We start from the raw sequence: 20,410 nt of genomic DNA, 5'->3' as shown, positions 1-20,410 counted from the left end.
TTGCTTCACAAATGAGGCATGATGTTTTCCGACGCCTTCATGGCGATCGCCGACCCCAATCGGCGCCATCTTCTGGAAGAACTTCGACGCGGTCCGAAGACCGTCAACGAATTGGCGTCCGGGCTGCCAGTCTCCCGCCCGGCCGTATCACAGCATCTGAAAGTGTTGCTCGACGCAGGGCTGGTCAACGCCAAGGCTGAAGGCACAAGGCGTGTCTATACGGTGAGCAATGCCGGCTTCCTGAGACTCAATATCTGGCTCGATCAATTCTGGGAAGCCTGATCGTTTCTGCCTGGAGCACCTGGGCTGCCCGGTCAGGATTGCGAATTCACGAAGGCGCCGAGCGCGTCGAGCAGTTCGCCCGTTCCATGCTCGCGCGTGGCTGAGGTGTCGTGGCCGTCGAAGAAGGCGCCCTGCTCCGTCATCACAAGCCGCGTGCCGCCGCTTTCCGCCACAAACTCGATCGTCGCCAGCGACACCGACACGCGGGTTTCGCCGAACAGCAGCTCATAAGTGTAGACGATGCGCTCGTCCGGCACGATGTCCTGATAGACCGCGTTGAAGAAATGCATCTGCCCATCGCTCGGGCAGCCGGCATTGACCTCCTTGCCGCCGACGCGGAAATCCATTTCGTGCCGGCTGGGTACCGGGTCATGGGGATCGACGAACCAGCGCCGCTTGGCATCCGGGCTGCTGAATGCGGAGAAGACTTTCGCCGGTGCCACCGGATAGCTCCGCTCGACGACAAAGGTGGAATGGACAACGGATCGCTCAGTCATGAAACCTTCCTCGGTGGATTGAATTGGCCGGACTGTGACCCCGAAAACCGGAGGCCGGTCTTCGGGAGCATGCTTGAACCCATCACGGCGCGGTCTCTGGCCTGAAAGGCGGCGAAATGGCCGCGCACCAATTCGGATTTGGTCTTCGACATGGCATTTTCCTCTCTAGCTTTCGGCCAGGAAATCGCCGAGCCGATCCAGCCGGCGCTCCCACGAGAGGCGCCGCTCATTGATCCAGTGCTCGGCCGCGCGCAACGCCTTTGGATCGATCTGGCAGGTGCGCACCCGCCCGACCTTCCGCGTGCGCACGAGGCCGCTCGCTTCCAGCAGATTGAGGTGCTGGACGACCGCCGACAGCGACATCGCCAACGGCTCGGCCAGCTGGCTCACCGAGGCGGGGCCGCGGGACAGCCGGTCGACCATCTGCCGCCGCGCCGGATCGGCGAGCGCCTGGAACATCAGGTCGAGCTGGGCGGGATCGTGCAGCATCGCGATCAGCCGTTGTTGTAGGGGAAGAACTTGAAGTAGGGCTGTGCCTCCTCGATCACCCTGATGAAGGCGGCGCGCTGCAGCAAGCGGTCGTGATAGCGCTTCACGGCGGGATATTTGTCGCCGAACGGCTCGACCTTGTTGGCATAGAAGAGCGCCGGAGACGCCGCGCAATCGGCCATGGTGAAGGCATCGCCTACCGCCCATTCCCTGGACTGCATCTCCTGTTCGATGATGGCGTAGGAATTGCGCAACTGGCCCCGCGCCTGTTCGACACCGAATGGATCGGTCTTGTCGAGCGGCCGCAACCTGTCGCCGACGATCTTCTGCATCGGCTCCTGCACATAGAAATCGTAGAAGCGGTCAACCTGACGGACCGCCAGCGCCAGATCGATGTCGGCGGGAACGAGTTCGACCGGTCCCGGATAGTGCGCGGCCAGATATTCCACGAGAATGGTCGATTCCAGCACAGTGCGATCACGCGCGTCATCGCGCAGCGCCGGCATCTTGCCGGTCGGCGAAATCTTCAGGAAGGCCGCGCGCGATTGCTCGTCGCCGAGATCGACGATGACCGGCGCAAAAGGCGTGGCGTTCTCGTAGAGCGCGATCAGCGGCTTCCAGCAGAAGGAGGCCAGCGGATGGAAATGCAACGTCAGGGACATTCTTGTGCTCGTCTGTTTCTGTGGCAACACTGAAGTATTTACTTAACTATTGCGGTGAGCTTCGCTCGTCAAGGCCGACCCGCGAAGTCTCAGCTGGATCGGACGTGCGCGACGATGGCGGCCTCTATGTCAGTCCAGTCATCCGGATGCAGTTCGTGACCGCCGCCGTCGACACGAAGCAGTTTCGCGCCGGCAACAGCCTGGGCCAAGGCCTCGCCATGGTCGACCGGAAAGATCGGATCCGACGTGCCGTGGATGACCAGAAGCGGCGCCGCTATTTCGTGCAGGCGGCCCTTCCACTGGTCACCGCCCTTGAGCATGAAATGATTGGTGGCGCTCAGGAAGCCGCCGGACCTGACATAATCCCGTTCGATGAACGCCTTCATTCCCGCCTCGTCGAACGGATGGGCGGTGCTGGCGATCGCCCGCGCATCCCTGACTATGAAGTCCATGACCTGGCGGCGATCCGTCCAGTCGACTTTGGCTCCATCGGCCGAATGCTCCAGATAGGCATCGGTCGTTTTCGGCAGATGCGAAGTGTCGGTCCCCACGGGCGAACTGCTGATCACGGTCAGCGAAGCGACGCGCAAGGGGTGCCTGAGCGCCACGAGTTGCGCGATCATGCCGCCCATCGACATGCCCGCGACATGCGCCTTGCCGATGCCGTGGCTGTCGAGAACGGCAATCGCGTCGTCGGCCATGTCATCGAAAGTGTAGGGCGGCTGTCCCACCGGGTATTTGGTCGACCGGCCGGTGTCGCGATTGTCGTAGCGGATCACATACAGGCCGGCATCCGCGAGTCTCCGGCAAAACGCCTCGGGCCACCAAAGCATCGAGGCCATAGCGCCCATGATCAACAACAGAGCGGGGTCCGCCGGATCGCCAAAGGTTTCGGATATGATCTCGGGACGGTCCTTGATTGTCATCTGATGGCCTCCTCATCTGCTTGCATTTTGCAATCGGTTGCACGATAATAAAACCGATACGATAATGCAACCGGTTTTGTGGAGAAAATCGAATGTCCCTCGATCGCCGGTCAGGCTGCCCGATCAACCTCTCGCTCGAGGTGTTCGGCGACCGCTGGAGCCTGATCATCCTGCGCGACATGATCTTTGGCGGCAGGCGCCATTTTCGCGAGTTGCTCAACGGGTCGATGGAAGGCATTGCTTCCAACATCCTCGCCGACCGGTTGAAGCGGCTGATGGAACTCGGCATGTTGACCAAAGCGGACGACCCCAGTCACAAGCAGAAAGCGATCTACAGCCTGACCGAGATGGCCATCACACTGGTGCCCATCCTTGCCCATCTCGGCGCCTGGGGCCGCGTCTGGCTGCCAACCAGCGAGGAACTCTCGATCCGCGCCGAACTGCTGGAAAAGGGCGGACCGCCAATGTGGGAGAAATTCATGGCCGAGTTGCGCCATGAGCATCTCGGGACCCCCTCGATACAGCGCCCGGCCCCTCTGTCCGCGCGACGCTCCGGGCCGCCTATGAAGCCGTCGTTGCCGAAAAGGCCCTCAACGCCAGTCCGGCCGGGTGACCAACTATTTTCCCCGTTGAAAGGCCGGCTCTGCTACAAGGGACGAAAATCACACGTGATGGGATTGGATTGACTCTTGGTTGAGAACTCTAGGGACACTGCCCGCGCGCGTGCCGATCTGCGCTTCAAGAAGCAGGAAGAGGCGGCGACAGTCCGGCAGAAAGCCATGGCCGAGTATGTCGCCGAGAGCGATGCCCGCAAGGCCAAGACCGACAAGCTGCGGGCGCTGCGGCTCGCCAAGGAAGCCGAAGATCTAGCCAACACGCCTGCCGCACCCGCCAAGAAGCCGGCCCGCGCCAAGAAAAGTAACGTCTCCCCCTCCGTCAATTCCTCGCCCTGAATCAAGCTGTGGTGACGCCACCGGTCAGGCGCGCCTTCATCCCGCTACTTCACAGGAAGCAATTTCAACCGAAACCGGGATTGCCTCGCCCGGCTGGCCGCCGATGATCAGGCTGCTCAACAGGAGATTGCCATGACCGCGCTGCCGATCCAAAAAGCCGTCGAGATCATCCATGCCGCCTTCGCCAGGGGTTCCGATCTCAAGCTCAAGCCGCTCGGCGTCTCGGTGCTCGACGCCGGCGGGCATCTGGTCGCCTTTCAGCGCCAGGACGGCGCTTCGTTCCTGCGCCCGCAAATGTCGGCCGGCAAGGCCTATTGCGCGCTGGCCATTGGCATGGGCTCGCGCAAGGTCGAGGCTTTCGCCAAGGAACGTCCGCATCTGGTTGCCGGCATTTCCGACGTGTCGGGAGGACGCGTGCTGCCGGTCGTCGGCGGCGTGCTGATCCGCGACAAGGCAGGCAGCATCATCGGCGCCGTCGGTATTTCGGGCGATACATCCGACAATGACGAGGCAGCGGCGATTGCCGGCATCGAAGCCGCCGGCTTCACCGCCGATCCGGGCTGAGCCTCAATTCAAATTGATGTCGCGGCTGGCCGACCGCATCGACACCGCGAACCCGGCCAGCACGTCGAACAGCGCGATGATCATCAGCGTGAAGAAGATCGAGTGCGCGGCACCCTTCACCAGCAGGAACTCGACTAGGAAAGCGACGAAGACCAGCGTCGACAGAAGATGGTCCATGATCGAGGCCGTGGTCGTGCGTGCCGACTTCACCATTTCGAGGAACAGGAAGATCAGCCCGATCAGCACAATCAGGTCGCCGAGCGTCATCGAGAACACCCCGCCCGACATCATGCGGAACGAAAAGATCTCGCTCGCCCACGGATCGTCGCCGCCGCCGAATATTCCGAGCAGGCCGAGATTGTAGAGCACGAAAGGCACGATCAAAAGCGGGACGGCACCGAACATCTGGCGTCTCCATATGGGGGCACCTTCTGTACAATGCTCCACAGGCACGGCGTCAAGATTTTTCGTGCGCGGCCGCAAACACGGTCGAAGACCGGATGCAACAACCATGTCAGCCGGTTGCCCGGCCGACATGGAAATGAGAGACGAAAGCTCAGCGCTTGAAGTAGCCGGCGCGCACGGCGGCACCGATGACGTTGAGGATGATATGACCCGCCGTCATCGAGGTGATTTCGTTGACATCGCGCGCCGGTGCGATCTCGACGATGTCCATGCCGACAAGCTTGCCCTTGCCGACCAGCCCCTGGATCAGCTCGATCGTCTGGCGGTAGCTGACGCCGCCCGGCTGTGGTCCCTCCACCGCCGGCATGACGGCGGGATCCAGTCCGTCAGCGTCGATGGTGAGGTAGTATCGGCCGCCATCCGGAATGCGCGTGAGCAGCGCCGCCGTGCCGATATCCTGCCATTCATTGGTGGTGATGATGTTGGCGCCGTAAGCGCGGGCCGCCTCGACTTCCTCGGTGCGCGCACTGCCCTGGCCGCGAACGCCGACCTGAAAATATCCTTGATATGCGCCATTTCCGAGGCCCGGCGGATGGTGCTTGAATAGCCTTCCTTGACGCCGTTGACATTGTCGCGCCAGTCGAGATGGGCATCGAGTTGCACCAGCGTGATCGGGCCTTCGCCGTCGAGCGCCCTGAAGATCGGGATCGGAATGCCATGGTCGCCGCCGATTGTGATCGGCAGGGCGCCGGCCGCTCGTATCTTGCGGATCGCCGCTTCGGCTCGGCCGTAGTGCCCGACATGATCGGCGGCATTGCCGGGCACGTCGCCGACATCGACCACCTTGATGTCCTGGCCGGCGAAGACCGGCCCGCCAATGTCGAAATCATAACGGTCGAGCGCCTGGCTGATGCGCTTGGATGCCCGCCGCACCGCTGTCGGCGCGTTGGTCTGGTCGTTGATCAGCTCGTCGATCGTATAGGGGTCGCCATAAGGCATGCCGATGATGGCGACATCGGCCTTGAGCGTATCGAGATCCTCGACCAGCGGGAAGTTCATGAATGTCTGGAAGACATCGCGCGGCGCGGTGGTGAGCTTGGACATGGGGTCTCCTCTATGTTGAAAGGCTTTTGGATCAGGCGCCACGGCGGGCCGCGAGATGGGGCTGCAGCCTGTGCTCCAGGCTGCGCGAGATCGCCGCGACAAGGGCGGTCAGCCCCCAGTACAGCAATGCGATGGCCGTGAAGATTTCCACCGGCGAGAAGGTGCGGCCGATGACGTTCTGGGCCATGTAGGTGAGCTCGGGAACGGTGATTGCCGACAGGATCGCCGATTCCTTGATCAGCGTGATGGTGAGGTTGGTTGCCGCCGGCAGGATGTAGCCCAACACTTGCGGCACCAGGATCTTGCGGAAGATGGTGAGGTAGCGCAGCCCCAGCGCGTAGCCGGCCTCGACCTGACCATGCGAGATCGACTGGATCGCCCCTCTGATGATCTCCGCGGAGTAGGCGCCCGCATAGGCTGACAGCGCGCCGATCGAAACCATCACCGGCGAGAGCCGGATGCCGAACATCGGCAAGGCATAGAACAACAGGAATATCTGGATCAGGAACGGAATGTTGCGGAAGAGTTCGACATAGGCCGAGACGACCGCCGCCGGCACTCGCCCGCCGCGCAGCCTGACCAGTGCCAGCACGATGCCGAGCGCGAAGCCGAGCGGCAGCGACACGGCGCACATCAGCACCGTATTGCCGAAGCCCTTGGCCAGGATCTGCCAATTGTCGGCAATGACGGAAAAGTCGAAGCTCATACCCGTGCGCCTTCCGCCTTGCGTTCCAGGCGCCGGGTCAGCAGGCTGCAGGAAAACAGCACGATGAAATACAGCACCGCCGCGATGCAGAACGCCTCGACCGGCCGGTAGGTGACGTTCATGATGTTCTGTGCCGTGCGGGTGAGTTCCACCACCGCGATCACCGACAGGATGGACGATGCCTTCACCAGCATGGTGAACTCGTTGACCATCGGCGGGACTATGGCGCGGAAGAGCTGCGGCAGGATGACCTTGAACCAGGTCACGACAGGCCTCAGCCCAAGCGCCTTGGCCGCTTCATACTGGCCGGCGGGGATGCGCGTCAGCCCGGCGCGCAGGATCTCGGCGACGAAGGCCGCGCTGTTGAAGCTGAGCGCCAGGATGCCCGCCAACAGCGGCGGCAAGTCGATGCCGACCAGGCCCGGCAGCACGTAGTAGACGACGAAGATCTGCACGATCAGCGGCGTGCCGCGGATGAAACTGGTGTAGAGCGCGCCGATCCAGCGAACCACACGCCAGCGCGACCGGCCGCAAGCGAGCAGGCCGAAGCCGATCAACGTGCCGACCAGGAATCCCAGCGCCGAAACCCCGAGTGTGACGGCCGCGCCAGACAGAAATTGCGGCAGGAAGGTCAGCGTTTTTGAAAAATGGAACATTTTTCAACTCGAACGGAGAAGCAACGTCTGGCGTCGACGCAGGCGATACCAGCTGCAACGCATCGCCTGCGCCACGCCAGACATGTTCAAGGGGCGAAACGGCTCAGAGCGCGCCGGGCGGCAGATAACCCTGGTCCGGCGTCTTCATCTCGAAGCCGAACCATTTGAGCTGCAGCTCCTTCAACTTGCCGCTGTCCTTCAGCTCGCCGATCTTGGCATTGATGAATTCGCGCAAATCCTTGTCCTCCGGCCGCACGACCCAGGACAGATAGGAGAATTCACCAATCGAGCCGACGACCTTGTAGGTGTCGGGGACGTTCTTCATCAGCACGGCCGCCGATGGCGAGGCGATGACGATCGCGTCGACCTGGCCGGAAGCGAGCGCGACATGGGTCTCGGGGAAGGAGGTGAATAGCTTCAGCTCGCCGACGCCCTTGCCACCCTTGTCCTTGAGCTCCTTGTCATAGGCCTCGATGATTGGCTGTACGGAAGAAGCAAGCTGCGTCGCCACCACCATGCCGTTGATGTCCTCCGGCTTCTTGATGCGTTCCTCGTCCGCGCGCACGACGATGACGTTCTCGAACGAGCCCGTCGGCCGCGTATAAGCATATTTCGCCGCCCGCTCGGGATTGATGCCGGTCGAGGTGGCCATGAGATCGAACTTCTTGGCGAGCAGTCCCGGAAGCAGCCCCTGGAACGGCAGGTTGAGCTGGTCGAGCTTCACGCCGAGCTGGCTGACTGCATAGTCCAGAATGTCCTTGTTGTAGCCGACGATCTGGCCGTCGCGCACGAACTCGAACGGTTCGAACGCGGCCTCCGTGCCGACGACGATGGTGCCGCGCTGCTTGATCTGGTCGACCAGACCATCGGCATGGGAGGCGGACGCGAATGACAGGAAGAGCGGCGCGGCGGCAAGCAGGGACAGGACGCGGCGGCGCGATGCGAAAAAGAACTCACCCATTGTTGTTACCCTCTTTTTTCTTCTGTTTTACTGCGCTGGTAGGCCCGGCCTGAGTGCTTGAACACGCGGCCGATCATGTAGCTCTCGGAATCCTTGATCCCGGGAACGTTCGTCAGTTCGCTGACCAGGAAGTCGTGCAAGCTGGTCGTCGACGGCAATGTAAGTTGGATGATGATGTCGAACGGCCCGGTCATGGCGTAGACGCTGTCGACGAACGAGTATTCCGACAGTTTGCGGGCAACGCTGATGATGTGCTCGCGGTCGACGTCGAGCCCGACGATGGCCGCGATGCCGACATCGCTGCGCAAAGGCCGCACGACCGCCTGGATCGAGATATCCGGATCCTCGAGCACGCGGGCCATCTTGCGCCGCACGGTCGCTTCAGTGACGCCGATGCGCTTGGCGATATCGACACTCGACATCCGCCCGTCGACCTTGAGCTGGGAAAGCACCGCCTGTTCGGTGTCGTCGAGGTCACTCGTGCTGACGAAATCCCACATTCATTTCCCAATTTGTGTCGATTTCCGACTATTATTCAGAAAATTGCATAAGAAAACGTGCAGCGCAATCCCATATCGATCGAAAAACATCGAGCAGCAGGCGGCGGTGGCCACCTGCCTCGGCTGCCTTGGCGAGCGTTTGTTCGATTTTGGGAACTTGGCAGTGGCCGGTCTGGGCCACGATGCGTTCACGCAGGGGCCGACCATCCTCTGACGATGCAAGCCGAAGTCACGTGGAACGGGAGCAGGCAACGAGATGAACTGCGCCGCTCGAGGCTCGGCGGTCGGAGCATGGGCCGCCAAACGCAAAAGACCGGCCAGAGGCCGGTCTTTTGTAGCTCAAATCCAGGGTAAAGCTGGGCTCAGCTTTCCTTGGGGGTCAGCACCTGGCGACCGCGATACATGCCGGTCTTCAGGTCGATGTGGTGCGGACGGCGCATTTCGCCGGAATTCTTGTCCTCGACATAGGTCGGGGCCTTGAGGGCGTCGGCAGAGCGGCGCATGCCGCGCTTGGACGGAGAGGTTTTGCGTTTCGGAACGGCCATGGATATGCTCCACTACATGGTCAAAAGCCCCGCCCGCCCTCGTGAAAGGGCCATGTCGGGGCCTAAATCTGAGAAAGTCGGGTGCCTATACACGCCTGACACCGTTTTGGCCAGCACCGCGGTGAATCTTTTTTGTGCCGGCTAGTCCAGGCAGCCGACATAGGCGCCTGAGCGGCCGGCGCGCCGCTCGATCAGGTTGGCCAGCCGTCTGAGACCCGGCCCGGGTTTTGCCGGATTGCGGGCGATCGGATTGGGCAGCGTGACGGCGAGAAGAGCCGCCTGCCGTCTGGACAGTTGCTTTGCCGGAATGCCGAAATGGTGCTGCGCCGCCGCCTCGATGCCATAGATGCCCGGCCCCCATTCGGCGATGTTGAGGTAGATCTCCATGATGCGCCGTTTCGACATCACCGCGTCGAAATAGACGGCCAGCGGCAACTCGACGACCTTGCGCACCGAGCCCAGCGGCCGCGACCAAAGGAAGAGGTTCTTCACCGTCTGCATGGTGATGGTCGATGCGCCGCGCGTCGCCTCGCCGGCCAGCGCATCGTCGACGACGCCCCTGAGCTCGCCGAGATCGACGCCGCGGTGGAAACAGAACTGCCCATCCTCCGACATGATGACCGAATGGGCGAGCACGGGCGCCACGTCATCGATGGAAACCCAGCGCCGGTCGTAGCCGGAGAAGGTCGCCAGGTCCTTCAGCATCAGCGTCGACACTGGATGCACGAAGGACGGCAGGTAGAGAAAGGTCAGCACCACCGGGATAAACGCCAGCACGGCGGCCACGACGATGCCGCGCCGTACCCAGCGCCTGAGATTGCGGCGGTTCACGCCTCGCGATCTCGTCGCCATGTCCAGCTTTTCGGTCTCATGATCGACGATCGGTTCCGCCAAGCCGCCCAACCCGTGCCACGAAGCTCGTCTCGAAATGCGCTCCCGAGGGTCACAAGACGGTGTTTCGAGAACCGGAGCGGAGCGTACATTCGAGTACGTGAGCACCGGAAGCGCGGAAAACGCCTTCAGATGACCGCAGGAGGTGAGTTTCCAAACGGGCCCTTACCGCTCCGGCATAATGGCGCTTGCCTTCTTGCGCAACGTCTGAGTGTCGGCTACCGGTCCCGGCCATGACGAATGACGACGAAATGGCGTTCGAAATGGCGCTCATCAGACGCGCGGCCGCCGTCGAGGTGATGCTGCGTCGGTTGCTCGACGACCGCCCGCTTTCGGGCGAGATCGCCAGGCCCGATCGCCTGATGGCGGCGATGCGCCATGGCGTGCTGAACGGCGGCAAGCGCCTGCGCCCCTTTCTGGTCATGGAAAGCGCTGCCCTGTTTTCCGCCGATGGCGAAGCGGCGCTGCGCGTCGCGGCCGCACTTGAATGCGTGCATTGCTATTCGCTGATCCATGATGACCTGCCGGCGATGGACGACGATGACCTGCGCCGCGGCCAGCCGACCGTGCACAAGGCCTTCGACGAGGCCACTGCGATTCTTGCTGGCGACGCACTGCTGACGCTCGCCTTCGACATCCTCGCCGGCGAGGCGACCGCGCTGCCGGCCGAGCGGCGCGCAGCCCTTGTGCTGGCGCTTGCCCGCGCCGCCGGGGCCGGCGGCATGGTCGGCGGCCAGAAGCTCGATCTCGAAGCCGAGCAGGTGCGACCGGACGAGGCCGGCATCATCCGGCTGCAGGCGATGAAGACCGGCGCGCTGATCCGTTTCGCCTGCGAGGCGGGTGCGATCCTGGCCGGCGCACGCTCCGATGATCTGGAAAGGCTGGCCGAGTTCGGTTCGGCGATCGGCCTTGCCTTCCAACTAGCCGACGACCTGCTGGATTTGACGGCCGACGCCAGGCAGATGGGCAAGGCGACCGGCAAGGATGCCGCCGCGGGCAAGGGTACGCTGGTGGCCTTGCACGGCGCGGATTGGGCTCGCAAGCAGCTCGACGGCCTCGTCGGCCAGGCGCACGAGCTGCTCGAACCCTTTGGCGAAAAGGCGGCCCTGCTGAAGGCCGCCGCGACCTTCGTGGCAACCCGCAACAGCTGACGGCAGGCCCATATCGGGTTGCGCATGGTCGACGGCTCGGCGTCACCGCATCGATCCGATCCGCCGCGTCCCCGCCAGGCATGCATTGACATGCGATGCGCCAACGAAATCTTAATGTAAATGAAGCGTAATCCCGACCATTAAAATAATGCGTATGTGTTGGGGTTGCGCATGCCGGAATATTCTTCCTTCATCCGGTCCGTCCGGATACGTTATCTTTCGGGATTGTTGGTTTTCGCGCTGGCTTCGGCCGCCATCATGGTTGCGCTCAATCGCGTCAATTCCTTGCGCCATGAGATCGATGCGCTGAGCAGCAATCTCGTCGTTTTCACCCGCGACCTGCGCAACGCCACCAGCTTCGCCGAGACGACAAGTTCCGCCTGGCGGATCGAGACGCGTGATGCGCTGACGGCTTCGGCGCGCGACCATTCCGAGCGCCTGACCGGCGAGATCGAGACACTGAGCGCCCAGTTCGCCGCGATCCGCCCGCGCCTGTCGGCCAAGACCGTCAACGAACTTGCAGCCGCTTCCGTCAATGGCGATCTGTTCTGGTCGCCGCGTGACATGGTTCGCAACTTCAATCTGATGTCGGTGGCGCAAAAGACCGATGAGTGGAGTTCTCGCGAAATCCGCAACCAGAACGACCTGTTCGTTCAGCCAATGCTGGTGCGTGTCCGCACCGCGATGGACGACGAACGCCATCTGGCGGACGCATCGAGCGACCGGCTGCTTTTGTGGGCGAGCGGCCTATTGTTTGCCGTGCTCGCCATCGTTGCCTTCTGGATCTTCCGGCCGATGGAACAGGCGATCCGCCGCGCCTTTGCCCAGTCGGCCGAATCCCTGTTCAAGGCCGAGGCGGCCGACCGTGCCAAGTCGGAATTCCTGGCCAATATGAGCCACGAAATCCGCACGCCGATGAACGGCGTGCTCGGCATGGCCGAACTGCTGGCCAAGACCGAGCTGAACCCGCGCCAGAAGACCTTCACCGACGTGATCGTGAAATCGGGCAACGCGCTTCTCACCATCATCAACGACATCCTCGATTTCTCCAAGATCAATGCAGGGCAGCTGACGCTCGATCCTGCCCCCTTCCGCCTCTCGGAAGCGGTGGAGGATGTGGCGACGCTGGTCTCGGCACGCGTTGCCGAGAAGAACCTGGAACTCATCGTGCGTGTCGACCCGAGGCTGCCGGCCTATGTCGTCGGCGATGCCGGTCGCTTTCGGCAGATCGTCACCAATTTGGTCGGCAATGCGGTGAAATTCACCGAGAAGGGCCACGTGCTGATCGATGTCGGCGGCGAAACCGTCAACGACGTCGTCCAGCTCAAGCTGCGCGTCGAGGACACCGGGATCGGCATCCCGGCCGAGAAATTGCAAAACGTGTTCGAGAAGTTCGCCCAGGTCGACGGGTCTTCGACCCGCCGTCATGAAGGCACCGGCCTTGGGCTCGCCATCGCCGCCCGTCTCGTCGACCTGATGGCCGGCAAGATCGGCGTCGAGAGCGAGATCGGCCGCGGTTCCGTCTTCTGGTTCGCCGTGCCGCTGCCGGTCCACCGCGCCGAGGCGCGCGACGCTATCGTGCCGGTGGACGTCACCGGCGCGCGCGTGCTGGTCATCGACGACAATCCGGTCAACCGCGAGATCCTGCTCGAACAACTCAGAAGCTGGAGCTTCGACTGCGCCGCCGCCGAAAGCGGCGCAATGGGCCTCGCCTTCCTCGATCGCGCCTGCCAACTCGGGGCCAGCGTCGACTGCATCATCCTCGACTATCAGATGCCAGGCATGAACGGTGCCGATGTCGCCCGGGCCATCGCCGCCGACAGCCGGCTGTCCGCCATTCCGGTCGTGATCCTGACCTCTGTCGACCAGGTCGATTTCGGCAAGATGATCATCGACTTCGGCATATCGGCGCACCTGACCAAGCCGGCGCGGTCGGCGGTCCTGCTCGGCACGGTCATCTCGGTCATCCAGAAGGCGCGCTCGCAGGTCGGCAAGGCGCAGTTCATTCGCGAACCGGTCCAACCGATGCAGGCGACACCGCCCTTCACGGTTATCCGTGGCCCCGCGGTACCGGTCGCGACCGTGCCGGAATCGAATGCCGCGCCGAACAGCCCGATCGACATCCTCATCGCCGAGGACAATGACGTGAACCAGATGGTGTTCGGCCAGATCCTCAATGGGCTCGGCCTGAGCTACCGCATCGCCGGCAATGGCCGCACCGCGGTCGAGATGTACCGGTCGCTGCATCCGAGGCTGGTTCTGATGGACGTCTCGATGCCGGAGATGAACGGCTACGAGGCGACACGCGCCATCCGGGCGATCGAAGCGTCGTCGGGCGGCCACATCCCGATCATCGGCGTCACCGCGCATGCGCTGAAGGGCGACCGCGACAAGTGCATCGAGGCCGGCATGGACGACTATCTGCCCAAGCCCGTTTCGCCCGATCGCCTCGGCGCCAAGATCGGCACCTGGCTCAGCGAGACGGTGGTGGCCAAGACCGCCTGACCACCCATCAACGCCTCAGACGGCCGCGTCCAGATGAAAGCGGCGCATCCAGTCCAGGCTTGTCTCGTCCGCGAGCTTCGCGACGCCGGGCCTGACATGCCCGGCATCCGGCGCCCGGACGCCGAGGGCCTCGCAGATGCGCAGCAATGCCACGGCCGGCTCGGCGGAAAGGTGCTCATAGCCGATCCGCAATGGTGCTATGCCCTGTTGCGCGAACCAGATGTTCCAGGCCGCATCATAGGCTTCCAGCTCTTCGACCTCGTCCTTGATGCGCGCGAAATCATAGTGAGGTTCCCTGGCAGGCCCCACCCTTTCGATTTCGGTTCCGTCGGGGGCGATATGCCAAAGACCGGTTTGCCGTGCTTTGACCAGGGAGACGGCCTGCGCGAGCTTGTTTTCGCGCGACAGGTGTATGTAGAGGACACGGCCAAAAACCTTCTCGAAACGCTCTTTGTCCGACGCAAGCTCCGGAAAAATCCGGTCGAGGATGGCTGAAAGCTCGTCCAGGTTTTCACGCATCAGGCGCAAGCCGAAAATTTCAGTATCGGCCTTGCCGGCACCGATCGCCGCATTGAGATAGGCAAGCTGGAATTCAAGCTCGCCCATCGTGTTGCGAGCGGGCAATCCCCAATCCTGAGCCCACTCCGACACATCCTGCCGCCGGTAGAAAGAGTGTGGATCCCCGGTCGTTCCGGTGTCCGCCAGCAACTTGCACAGCAGGGTGCTGCCGGTTCTGGGTGTGCCGCAGATTATGTATCCGTCGAACATGGGCGCTCGCATGACAGGGCTGCTGTCCAAGGAGAGATGGTGGCCGCCGCTATAGCTGAAACCGTTGCTGGATGCGACGGGCACATTGCAGCGTTTGGGCGCTCGTGTCGACTTCGAGGTCGTAGCGTATCCCGTTGTGGACGCGCTCATATTGCCAGCGCGCCAACCTGTCGGCGCGCAGCGCTTCGCGCCCCTAGGCCCTTACCGGTTGCGCACCACCACGCAGGCGCCGCCGACGCTTTGCAGCTTCTGGCAGATGACATTGGCGGCGGCGCGGTCGTCGATCCCGATCCTGACGGCGTAGATGCTGCGCCGGCCGATCGGCGTGCGGACCCGGCTCACCACAGGATCATGCCCGGCAAGCAGCGCCGGGAAGCGGCCCCGCACCCTGAGCCACTGGCCGATCGCGGCGCTGCGGCGGAAATTCCCCGCCACCTGAATGCCCCATGGCTTGATGTTGATCGAGGCCATCGCGACCGTCCGCGACATGATCACCGGCAGCTTGCGGCAGGCGACGGCGAAGTCCAGCTTGGCATCGAGCGGTTCGACTTTGCCGGCATAGGCCGGGTCCGTGAACTTGTCGACCGGCTCACCCATGACGTCGAACACATAGCTTTCCGTCTCCATCGGCAGGAAGCCGCCGGAATTCAGCCAGCGCGACACCCGGCTCTCGCCGGCATTATAGGCGGCCGCCGCGAGGCCAAGATTGCCATAACTGGTCTTCATTTCGGCGAGATATCTAGCCGACGCCGGGATCGCCTGGTTGATGTCGAAGGAATCAGCAAGCCCCCGCATCTTGGCGGTACCCGGCATGAACTGGGCAATACCCTCGGCGCCGACGGGGCTCACGGCATTGGGATCGAAACGGCTTTCCTTCCAGATAAGGCGGGCGAAGAAGTCGCGGGGCAGAGCGTTCTGGTCGGCATGCGCCTGGATCAGGTTGCAGACCTTGTCGATCAGCCGCTGCTTGGCCGATTGCGGCGGATCGGCCTGGGCAAGCGTCGACCAGGCCATGCCGCACAGGAAAATCAGCGTCGCCCACAGGAAACGCCGCATTTGACCTACTCTGCCGCCGCCTTGCCGCCCTGACCGAACCGTTGCTCGATATAGTCGGCGACCATCTTTTCGAAATCCGCCGCGATCGACGGCCCGCGCAGCGTCGCCGCCTTCTTGCCGTCGACGAAGACCGGCGCGGTCGGCGTCTCGCCGGTACCAGGCAGCGAAATGCCGATATCGGCATGCTTGGACTCACCCGGGCCGTTGACGATGCAGCCCATCACCGCGACCTTGAGGTTCTCGACGCCCGGGTATTTCTCACGCCACACCGGCATGTTCTTGCGCAGGTCCGCCTGGATGTTCTGCGCCAGTTCCTGAAACACGGTGGAGGTGGTGCGGCCGCAGCCGGGGCAGGCCGCGACGATCGGCACGAACTGCCGGAAGCCCATGGTCTGCAGCAGTTCCTGCGACACCTGCACCTCGCGGGTACGGTCGCCTTTCGGCTCCGGCGTCAGCGAGATGCGGATGGTGTCGCCGATGCCTTGCTGCAAGAGGATGCCCATGGCGGCGGAAGAAGCAACGATGCCTTTTGACCCCATGCCGGCTTCGGTGAGGCCGAGATGCAGCGCGTGATTGGAGCGGGTGGCGAGTTCGGTGTAGACGGCAATCAGATCCTGCACGCCGCTGACCTTGGCCGACAGGATGATTTTTTCGCGGCCAAGACCGATCTCTTCGGCCATCTCGGCCGACAGGATCGCCGACTGCACGATCGCCTCGCGCGTGACTTCCTGCGCGGTCAGGGGAAAACCCTTGTCCTGGTTGTCGTCCATCAGCCGCGTCAACAGTTCCTGGTCGAGCGAGCCCCAGTTGACGCCGATGCGCACCGGCTTGTCGTGCTTGATCGCCATTTCGACGATATCGGTGAACTGCCGGTCCTTCTTGTCCTTGAAGCCGACATTGCCTGGATTGATGCGGTACTTGGCCAGCGCCTCGGCGCAGTCCGGGTGATCGGCCAGCAGCTTGTGACCGATATAGTGGAAATCGCCGACCAGCGGCACATTGACGCCGAGCCGCAACAGTCGCTCGTGGATGCGCGGCACGGCGGCGGCACTCTCGTCGCGGTCAACGGTGATGCGCACGATCTCGGAGCCGGCGCGGTGCAGCGCCGCGACTTGCGCGACCGTCTGGTCGACATCGGCGGTATCGGTATTGGTCATCGATTGCACGACGACCGGGGCGCCGCCGCCGACAACCACGCCGCCGACATCGACGCCGACCGAGGTGCGGCGGGGGAAGGGAAAGGAAAAATACCCGGTCATGCCGGCAGCCTTTTGACTCTGGAGCGCCATGCGTCTCTCTGGAGCGCTATGCGTTTCTCTGAAGCCCGTGCATCCGCTTGGACGCACAAGCCGGGTCCGATGCGCTGAAGTCCGGGCATGAGGTGGAGGAGCAAAGATGGCTTGTCAATGGCGACAGGTCGCCACTGGCAGCAATTGGTGCCGGCCAGGAGCTAAAACAGCGCACGACCTTACTGCGGCCCGGCATAAATGGGTCTGACGAATATTAGCTTCGGCTTGTGGAATCGCTGAAATTAAAATCACTGCACCGGCGGCTGGCGCCGCCGGCAAGGAAGACCGCCAGTGGTGAGCGGCTATATCAGATGAGGATCAATGCGTGGTTGGTTGCGCCCTCAATTTCTCAATCGCATCCTTGAGTGCCAGCTTGCGTCGCTTGAGATTCACGATTTCGAGGTCGTCCACCGACGGGTGGTTCATCGCGTCATCGATTTCGCGTTCGATGTCGCCGTGTTTCCGCTGCAACTCATCAAGATGGGATGCAAGAGACATGATTGGTTCTCCCTTTCATGGTTTCCTCGATTGCAGCCGTCAAAGGCACGTCCACCGCAGGTCGTATCTGTGACGGCACAATGACAGTGTGCCATCATCGGACAGCGATGTCGAATGCTGCGTGGTAGCATTCCACGACAACGTGAAATGTGATATGGGCTGCGCGCCGGTGGCAGAAATTGCCGCCCCCGCCCAGCCAGAGCCCAGTTTTGGGCGCCGCAGACGTGCAGACGGTAGAGAATGTCCGATCAGGAACAGGCCGATATTCGCCTCGAATTTTCCCGGCTGAAGCAGGAACACGCCGATTTCGATGCCGCGATCAACGCGATGATCGCCATGAATTGCGACCCGCTGCAGATTCAGCGCATGAAAAAGAAGAAGCTTGTCCTCAAGGACCGGCTGATGAAGCTGGAAGACAAGATCATTCCAGACATCATCGCCTGAAACGCGAGCGCTCCGCCGGCACTTTCCGCCTATCCGCCGATCGAGAGCCCGGCGGCGCGGCCGCGCAGCAGCCCGATGAGATCCGCGGTCCGCTCCTCCGACGTGTCGATCGGAACCACCAGGCACATCGTCGCCTCGACCTTGCCTGGTGCTGAGAAGACCGGCACGGCGAGGCATTTCGTATAGGCGTCGACCAGGCCCGAGGTGACGCAGTAGCCGGTCACCCCAGCCTTTGCGATGTCGGCGATGAAATCGTCGAGCCGCAGCTTGCGGCCATCGGGCAGCACGAGGTCGTCGTCGGACACCATGGCCTCGATCGCGGCTCTATCCAGCCCCGCAAGAAGTAGCCGTCCCGAGGCAGTCCAGGGCAGCGGTATCTGCAGGCCGGTGGCGGAGCTGATGCGGAACGGCCTGGTGCCGGGGCTGGAATGCACGATCGTGTAGCGGCCGCTCTGCAGCATGCACAGTTCCGAGGTCTCCCCGGTCTCGCGCGACAGATGATCGACCTCCTGGCGCCCGCGCCGCAACAGGTCGTTGCCGCGCACATAGTCCATTCCGTAGAGGTAGAGTTTCTTGCCGAAATAGACGCGGTTGCCGTCGCCAGCCATTTCCAGCAGGCCGGCATCGACCAGCGACCGCACCAGCGTGTAGGTGGTCGAACGCGGCGCGTTCACCCCCTTGGCAAGATCGCCAATGCCGATCGCCCGCTGCGTCGTGTGAAGAAACTCCAGGATCTCCAGGACCCGGTTGAGGCCTTTCTCGCGAGAGGCGGTCGTCTTCTCGTCCGCCGAAATTGCTGGGGCATTACCATCTTGCATTGTCGATTCCCGGTGTTAGTATCTGTCTTGTACAGGATACATGCGTCTCTTGTAAGAGACAATTTTGATAATCGCTGTCGCGTGTATGACCTGTGCATTGGGGAACACAACACGAAAGGAGGTCGCCGTGAACGACACATCCGGAAGACGTGATTTTCTGAAATTGGGAATGGCGGGACTGGCCACCGCCGGGGTGCTGGCAACCGTCGATGCCCAGAAGGCCGCCGCGCAAGCCGCATCCGACAGTCTTCTGCGCACCGTGCTCGACAGAGGCAAGCTGATTGTCGGCACCGGCAGCACCAACGCGCCCTGGCACTTCGAGAACGATGCCGGCGAACTTGTGGGCATGGACATCACCATGGGCCGCATCCTTGCCAAGGGCCTTTTCGACGACCCGACCAAGGTCGAGTTCGTCATGCAGGATCCGGCGCAGCGCATTCCCAACGTCACCACCAACAAGGTCGACATCACCATCCAGTTCATGACGATGACGGCGCAGCGCTCGCAGCTGATCAATTTCTCCCGGCCCTACTATGTCGAAGGCGTTGCCTTGCTGACACTGCCGACCGCCGAGAACAAGACCTTCGACAAGCTGCTCGCCGGCGGTTCCGCGACCCGCATTTCGATCCTACAGAATGTCGATGCCGAAAGCTCGGTCCACTACGCTCTGCCGCAGGCCCAGGTGCTGCAGATCGACACCCAGGCCAACGTGCTGCAGGCGCTGGAATCGAAACGAGCCGATGCCGCCGCGGTCGATCTGTCCACCGTGCGCTGGCTCGCCTCGCGCAATCCCGACAAATATTTCGATGCCGGCAAGAGCTGGTATTCGATGCTCTATGGCGCGGCACTTCGGCAAGGCGATCTCGACTGGCTGACCTTCGTCGACCAGACCTTCACCATCGCCATGTTCGGTCATGAATCGGCGCTCTATGACGCCGCATTCAAGGACTATTTCGGCCAGGAACCGCCGGCGCGTCATCCCGGCTTCCCGGTCATCTGATCCCGAATTACGGAAGGGCGGCATTCCAGCCCTTCCGTAATCGACTCGACGCCCTTCACACCGAGGCGGACGCATGGGCTATGCCCTCAACTTCAATCTGATCTGGCGGCATTTCGACAAGCTGTGGGGCGGCCTGCTGCTCAGCCTCGAGCTTGCCGTGATCTCGATCGCCATCGGCGTCGTCATCGGGCTGGTGCTCGCGGTCTGGTACGTCTCCGCAGGACGCGCGGTGCGGGCGGCGATCGCCGCCTATGTCGAATTCATCCGCAACGTGCCACTGATCCTGCTGGTCTATCTCGTCTTCTACGGCCTGCCGACCGTGGTCGACCTGGCCTACAGCGCACCGACCTCGTTTGTGCTGACCCTGTCGGTCTATAGCGGCGCCTATCTGGTCGAAGTGTTTCGCTCCGGCCTCGAGGCTGTCCCGCGCGGCCAGCTCGACGCCGGCAAGGCGATCGGCCTCACGCCCTGGCAAAGGCTGCTCCACGTGCGCCTGCCGACCATGCTGCGCATCACGCTGCCGGCGCTGTCCAACACCTTCATCTCGCTGTTCAAGGACACCTCGATCGCTTCGGTCATCTCGGTGCCCGAACTCACCTTCGGCGCCCAGTGGATCAACTTCAACACCTTCCGCATCGTCGAGGTCTACCTGGTCACCACCGCGATGTATTTGGTGACCGGCTACATCCTGCTTTTTGGACTGCGGCTCATCGAGCGCCGGTTCAGGGCGGCGCGCTGAC

Annotated in this window: 26 protein-coding genes and 2 pseudogenes; 10 read left to right on the top strand and 18 right to left on the bottom strand. The window is 62.6% G+C overall.

What is annotated here, in order from left to right; all coding sequences use genetic code 11:
• Positions 1 to 18: 18 nt before the first annotated feature.
• Positions 19 to 282, top strand: coding sequence for an ArsR/SmtB family transcription factor (locus EJ077_RS03350; RefSeq protein ID WP_019861642.1), 264 nt, complete (start codon positions 19 to 21; stop codon positions 280 to 282).
• A 32-nt stretch (positions 283 to 314) separates the two neighbouring features.
• On the opposite strand, the gene EJ077_RS03345 is transcribed toward EJ077_RS03350, so the two are convergent.
• From EJ077_RS03345 to EJ077_RS03330, 4 genes are all read right to left on the bottom strand, one after another.
• Positions 315 to 779, bottom strand: coding sequence for an SRPBCC family protein (locus EJ077_RS03345; RefSeq protein ID WP_208699607.1), 465 nt, complete (start codon positions 777 to 779; stop codon positions 315 to 317).
• Positions 780 to 944: 165 nt separating this feature from the next.
• On the bottom strand, positions 945 to 1,268 hold the full coding sequence (locus EJ077_RS03340; protein ID WP_208699605.1) for an ArsR/SmtB family transcription factor: 324 nt from the start codon (positions 1,266 to 1,268) through the stop codon (positions 945 to 947).
• Positions 1,269 to 1,273: 5 nt separating this feature from the next.
• Positions 1,274 to 1,930, bottom strand: coding sequence for a glutathione S-transferase family protein (locus EJ077_RS03335; RefSeq protein ID WP_208699603.1), 657 nt, complete (start codon positions 1,928 to 1,930; stop codon positions 1,274 to 1,276).
• A gap of 89 nt (positions 1,931 to 2,019) precedes the next feature.
• On the bottom strand, positions 2,020 to 2,856 hold the full coding sequence (locus EJ077_RS03330; protein WP_208699601.1) for an alpha/beta fold hydrolase: 837 nt from the start codon (positions 2,854 to 2,856) through the stop codon (positions 2,020 to 2,022).
• Between the two features lie 92 nt (positions 2,857 to 2,948).
• Here EJ077_RS03330 and EJ077_RS03325 point away from each other — a divergent pair.
• The 3 genes and pseudogenes from EJ077_RS03325 (at position 2,949) to EJ077_RS03315 (ending at position 4,373) form a co-directional block, all read left to right on the top strand.
• Positions 2,949 to 3,469, top strand: a pseudogene (locus EJ077_RS03325) (winged helix-turn-helix transcriptional regulator).
• A 76-nt stretch (positions 3,470 to 3,545) separates the two neighbouring features.
• Positions 3,546 to 3,809, top strand: a complete 264-nt coding sequence (locus tag EJ077_RS03320) for a hypothetical protein (RefSeq protein WP_208699599.1) — start codon at positions 3,546 to 3,548, stop codon at positions 3,807 to 3,809.
• Positions 3,810 to 3,941: 132 nt separating this feature from the next.
• Complete coding sequence (locus EJ077_RS03315) at positions 3,942 to 4,373, top strand: GlcG/HbpS family heme-binding protein (protein WP_208699597.1); 432 nt, start codon at positions 3,942 to 3,944, stop codon at positions 4,371 to 4,373.
• A 3-nt stretch (positions 4,374 to 4,376) separates the two neighbouring features.
• Here EJ077_RS03315 and EJ077_RS03310 read toward each other — a convergent pair whose 3' ends face one another.
• The 6 genes and pseudogenes from EJ077_RS03310 to EJ077_RS03285 form a co-directional block, all read right to left on the bottom strand.
• Positions 4,377 to 4,778: a hypothetical protein gene (locus EJ077_RS03310; RefSeq protein WP_027141869.1), complete on the bottom strand. Its 402-nt coding sequence runs from the start codon at positions 4,776 to 4,778 to the stop codon at positions 4,377 to 4,379.
• A gap of 151 nt (positions 4,779 to 4,929) precedes the next feature.
• Positions 4,930 to 5,882 (bottom strand): annotated as a pseudogene (locus EJ077_RS03305) (agmatinase).
• Between the two features lie 31 nt (positions 5,883 to 5,913).
• Positions 5,914 to 6,588 (bottom strand): amino acid ABC transporter permease, encoded by a 675-nt coding sequence (locus EJ077_RS03300; protein ID WP_208699595.1) that lies wholly within the window; start codon positions 6,586 to 6,588, stop codon positions 5,914 to 5,916.
• Positions 6,585 to 7,244 (bottom strand): amino acid ABC transporter permease, encoded by a 660-nt coding sequence (locus tag EJ077_RS03295; protein ID WP_208699593.1) that lies wholly within the window; start codon positions 7,242 to 7,244, stop codon positions 6,585 to 6,587. The genes EJ077_RS03300 and EJ077_RS03295 overlap by 4 nt, the downstream gene beginning before the upstream one ends.
• Positions 7,245 to 7,347: 103 nt before the next feature.
• A complete protein-coding gene (locus EJ077_RS03290; protein ID WP_208699591.1) occupies positions 7,348 to 8,205 on the bottom strand; it encodes a transporter substrate-binding domain-containing protein in 858 nt (285 codons plus the stop codon).
• A gap of 5 nt (positions 8,206 to 8,210) precedes the next feature.
• Positions 8,211 to 8,705: an Lrp/AsnC family transcriptional regulator gene (locus tag EJ077_RS03285; RefSeq protein ID WP_208699589.1), complete on the bottom strand. Its 495-nt coding sequence runs from the start codon at positions 8,703 to 8,705 to the stop codon at positions 8,211 to 8,213.
• Between EJ077_RS03285 and EJ077_RS03280 the strand changes: the two genes are divergently transcribed.
• Positions 8,686 to 8,919: a hypothetical protein gene (locus EJ077_RS03280; RefSeq protein WP_208699587.1), complete on the top strand. Its 234-nt coding sequence runs from the start codon at positions 8,686 to 8,688 to the stop codon at positions 8,917 to 8,919. The genes EJ077_RS03285 and EJ077_RS03280 overlap by 20 nt on opposite strands.
• A gap of 148 nt (positions 8,920 to 9,067) precedes the next feature.
• Here EJ077_RS03280 and rpmF read toward each other — a convergent pair whose 3' ends face one another.
• The gene (gene rpmF / locus EJ077_RS03275) at positions 9,068 to 9,250 is read right to left on the bottom strand and encodes a 50S ribosomal protein L32 (RefSeq protein ID WP_008834724.1); all 183 of its coding nucleotides are present in this window, start codon (positions 9,248 to 9,250) and stop codon (positions 9,068 to 9,070) included.
• Between the two features lie 141 nt (positions 9,251 to 9,391).
• A complete protein-coding gene (locus EJ077_RS03270; protein WP_208699585.1) occupies positions 9,392 to 10,153 on the bottom strand; it encodes a biosynthetic peptidoglycan transglycosylase in 762 nt (253 codons plus the stop codon).
• Between the two features lie 221 nt (positions 10,154 to 10,374).
• Here EJ077_RS03270 and EJ077_RS03265 point away from each other — a divergent pair, with 221 nt between their 5' ends.
• Together EJ077_RS03265 and EJ077_RS03260 are read left to right on the top strand one after the other, a co-directional pair.
• Complete coding sequence (locus EJ077_RS03265) at positions 10,375 to 11,292, top strand: polyprenyl synthetase family protein (RefSeq protein WP_208699583.1); 918 nt, start codon at positions 10,375 to 10,377, stop codon at positions 11,290 to 11,292.
• Positions 11,293 to 11,463: 171 nt separating this feature from the next.
• Positions 11,464 to 13,797, top strand: a complete 2,334-nt coding sequence (locus EJ077_RS03260) for a response regulator (protein WP_208699581.1) — start codon at positions 11,464 to 11,466, stop codon at positions 13,795 to 13,797.
• A gap of 15 nt (positions 13,798 to 13,812) precedes the next feature.
• Here the strand turns inward: EJ077_RS03260 and EJ077_RS03255 are convergent, their stop codons facing one another.
• The 5 genes from EJ077_RS03255 to EJ077_RS03235 form a co-directional block, all read right to left on the bottom strand.
• Positions 13,813 to 14,565, bottom strand: coding sequence for a Stf0 family sulfotransferase (locus EJ077_RS03255; protein WP_208699579.1), 753 nt, complete (start codon positions 14,563 to 14,565; stop codon positions 13,813 to 13,815).
• 49 nt (positions 14,566 to 14,614) lie between these two features.
• Positions 14,615 to 14,731 (bottom strand): phosphotransferase-like protein, encoded by a 117-nt coding sequence (locus EJ077_RS03250; protein WP_245458624.1) that lies wholly within the window; start codon positions 14,729 to 14,731, stop codon positions 14,615 to 14,617.
• Between the two features lie 35 nt (positions 14,732 to 14,766).
• Positions 14,767 to 15,621: a lytic transglycosylase domain-containing protein gene (locus EJ077_RS03245; RefSeq protein WP_208699577.1), complete on the bottom strand. Its 855-nt coding sequence runs from the start codon at positions 15,619 to 15,621 to the stop codon at positions 14,767 to 14,769.
• Between the two features lie 5 nt (positions 15,622 to 15,626).
• The gene (gene ispG / locus EJ077_RS03240) at positions 15,627 to 16,880 is read right to left on the bottom strand and encodes a flavodoxin-dependent (E)-4-hydroxy-3-methylbut-2-enyl-diphosphate synthase (protein ID WP_208702896.1); all 1,254 of its coding nucleotides are present in this window, start codon (positions 16,878 to 16,880) and stop codon (positions 15,627 to 15,629) included.
• Positions 16,881 to 17,228: 348 nt separating this feature from the next.
• The gene (locus EJ077_RS03235) at positions 17,229 to 17,408 is read right to left on the bottom strand and encodes a YdcH family protein (RefSeq protein ID WP_127278461.1); all 180 of its coding nucleotides are present in this window, start codon (positions 17,406 to 17,408) and stop codon (positions 17,229 to 17,231) included.
• Between the two features lie 240 nt (positions 17,409 to 17,648).
• Here EJ077_RS03235 and EJ077_RS03230 point away from each other — a divergent pair, with 240 nt between their 5' ends.
• Entirely contained in the window at positions 17,649 to 17,852 is a 204-nt protein-coding gene (locus EJ077_RS03230; RefSeq protein ID WP_208699575.1) for a YdcH family protein, read from the top strand.
• A 29-nt stretch (positions 17,853 to 17,881) separates the two neighbouring features.
• Here EJ077_RS03230 and EJ077_RS03225 read toward each other — a convergent pair whose 3' ends face one another.
• Positions 17,882 to 18,670, bottom strand: coding sequence for an IclR family transcriptional regulator (locus EJ077_RS03225; protein ID WP_127278463.1), 789 nt, complete (start codon positions 18,668 to 18,670; stop codon positions 17,882 to 17,884).
• Positions 18,671 to 18,839: 169 nt separating this feature from the next.
• On the opposite strand from EJ077_RS03225, the gene EJ077_RS03220 reads away from it, so the two are divergent.
• The gene (locus tag EJ077_RS03220; protein WP_171892286.1) at positions 18,840 to 19,670 is read left to right on the top strand and encodes a transporter substrate-binding domain-containing protein; all 831 of its coding nucleotides are present in this window, start codon (positions 18,840 to 18,842) and stop codon (positions 19,668 to 19,670) included.
• Between the two features lie 73 nt (positions 19,671 to 19,743).
• Positions 19,744 to 20,409, top strand: coding sequence for an amino acid ABC transporter permease (locus tag EJ077_RS03215; protein WP_208699573.1), 666 nt, complete (start codon positions 19,744 to 19,746; stop codon positions 20,407 to 20,409).
• Position 20,410: the final 1 nt, after the last annotated feature.

This window comes from Mesorhizobium sp. M8A.F.Ca.ET.057.01.1.1 (genome assembly GCF_003952565.1).
Classification (GTDB): domain Bacteria; phylum Pseudomonadota; class Alphaproteobacteria; order Rhizobiales; family Rhizobiaceae; genus Mesorhizobium.
The sequence above is the reverse complement of the archived record's forward strand: the minus strand, read 5'-3'. Positions and strand labels throughout refer to the sequence as shown.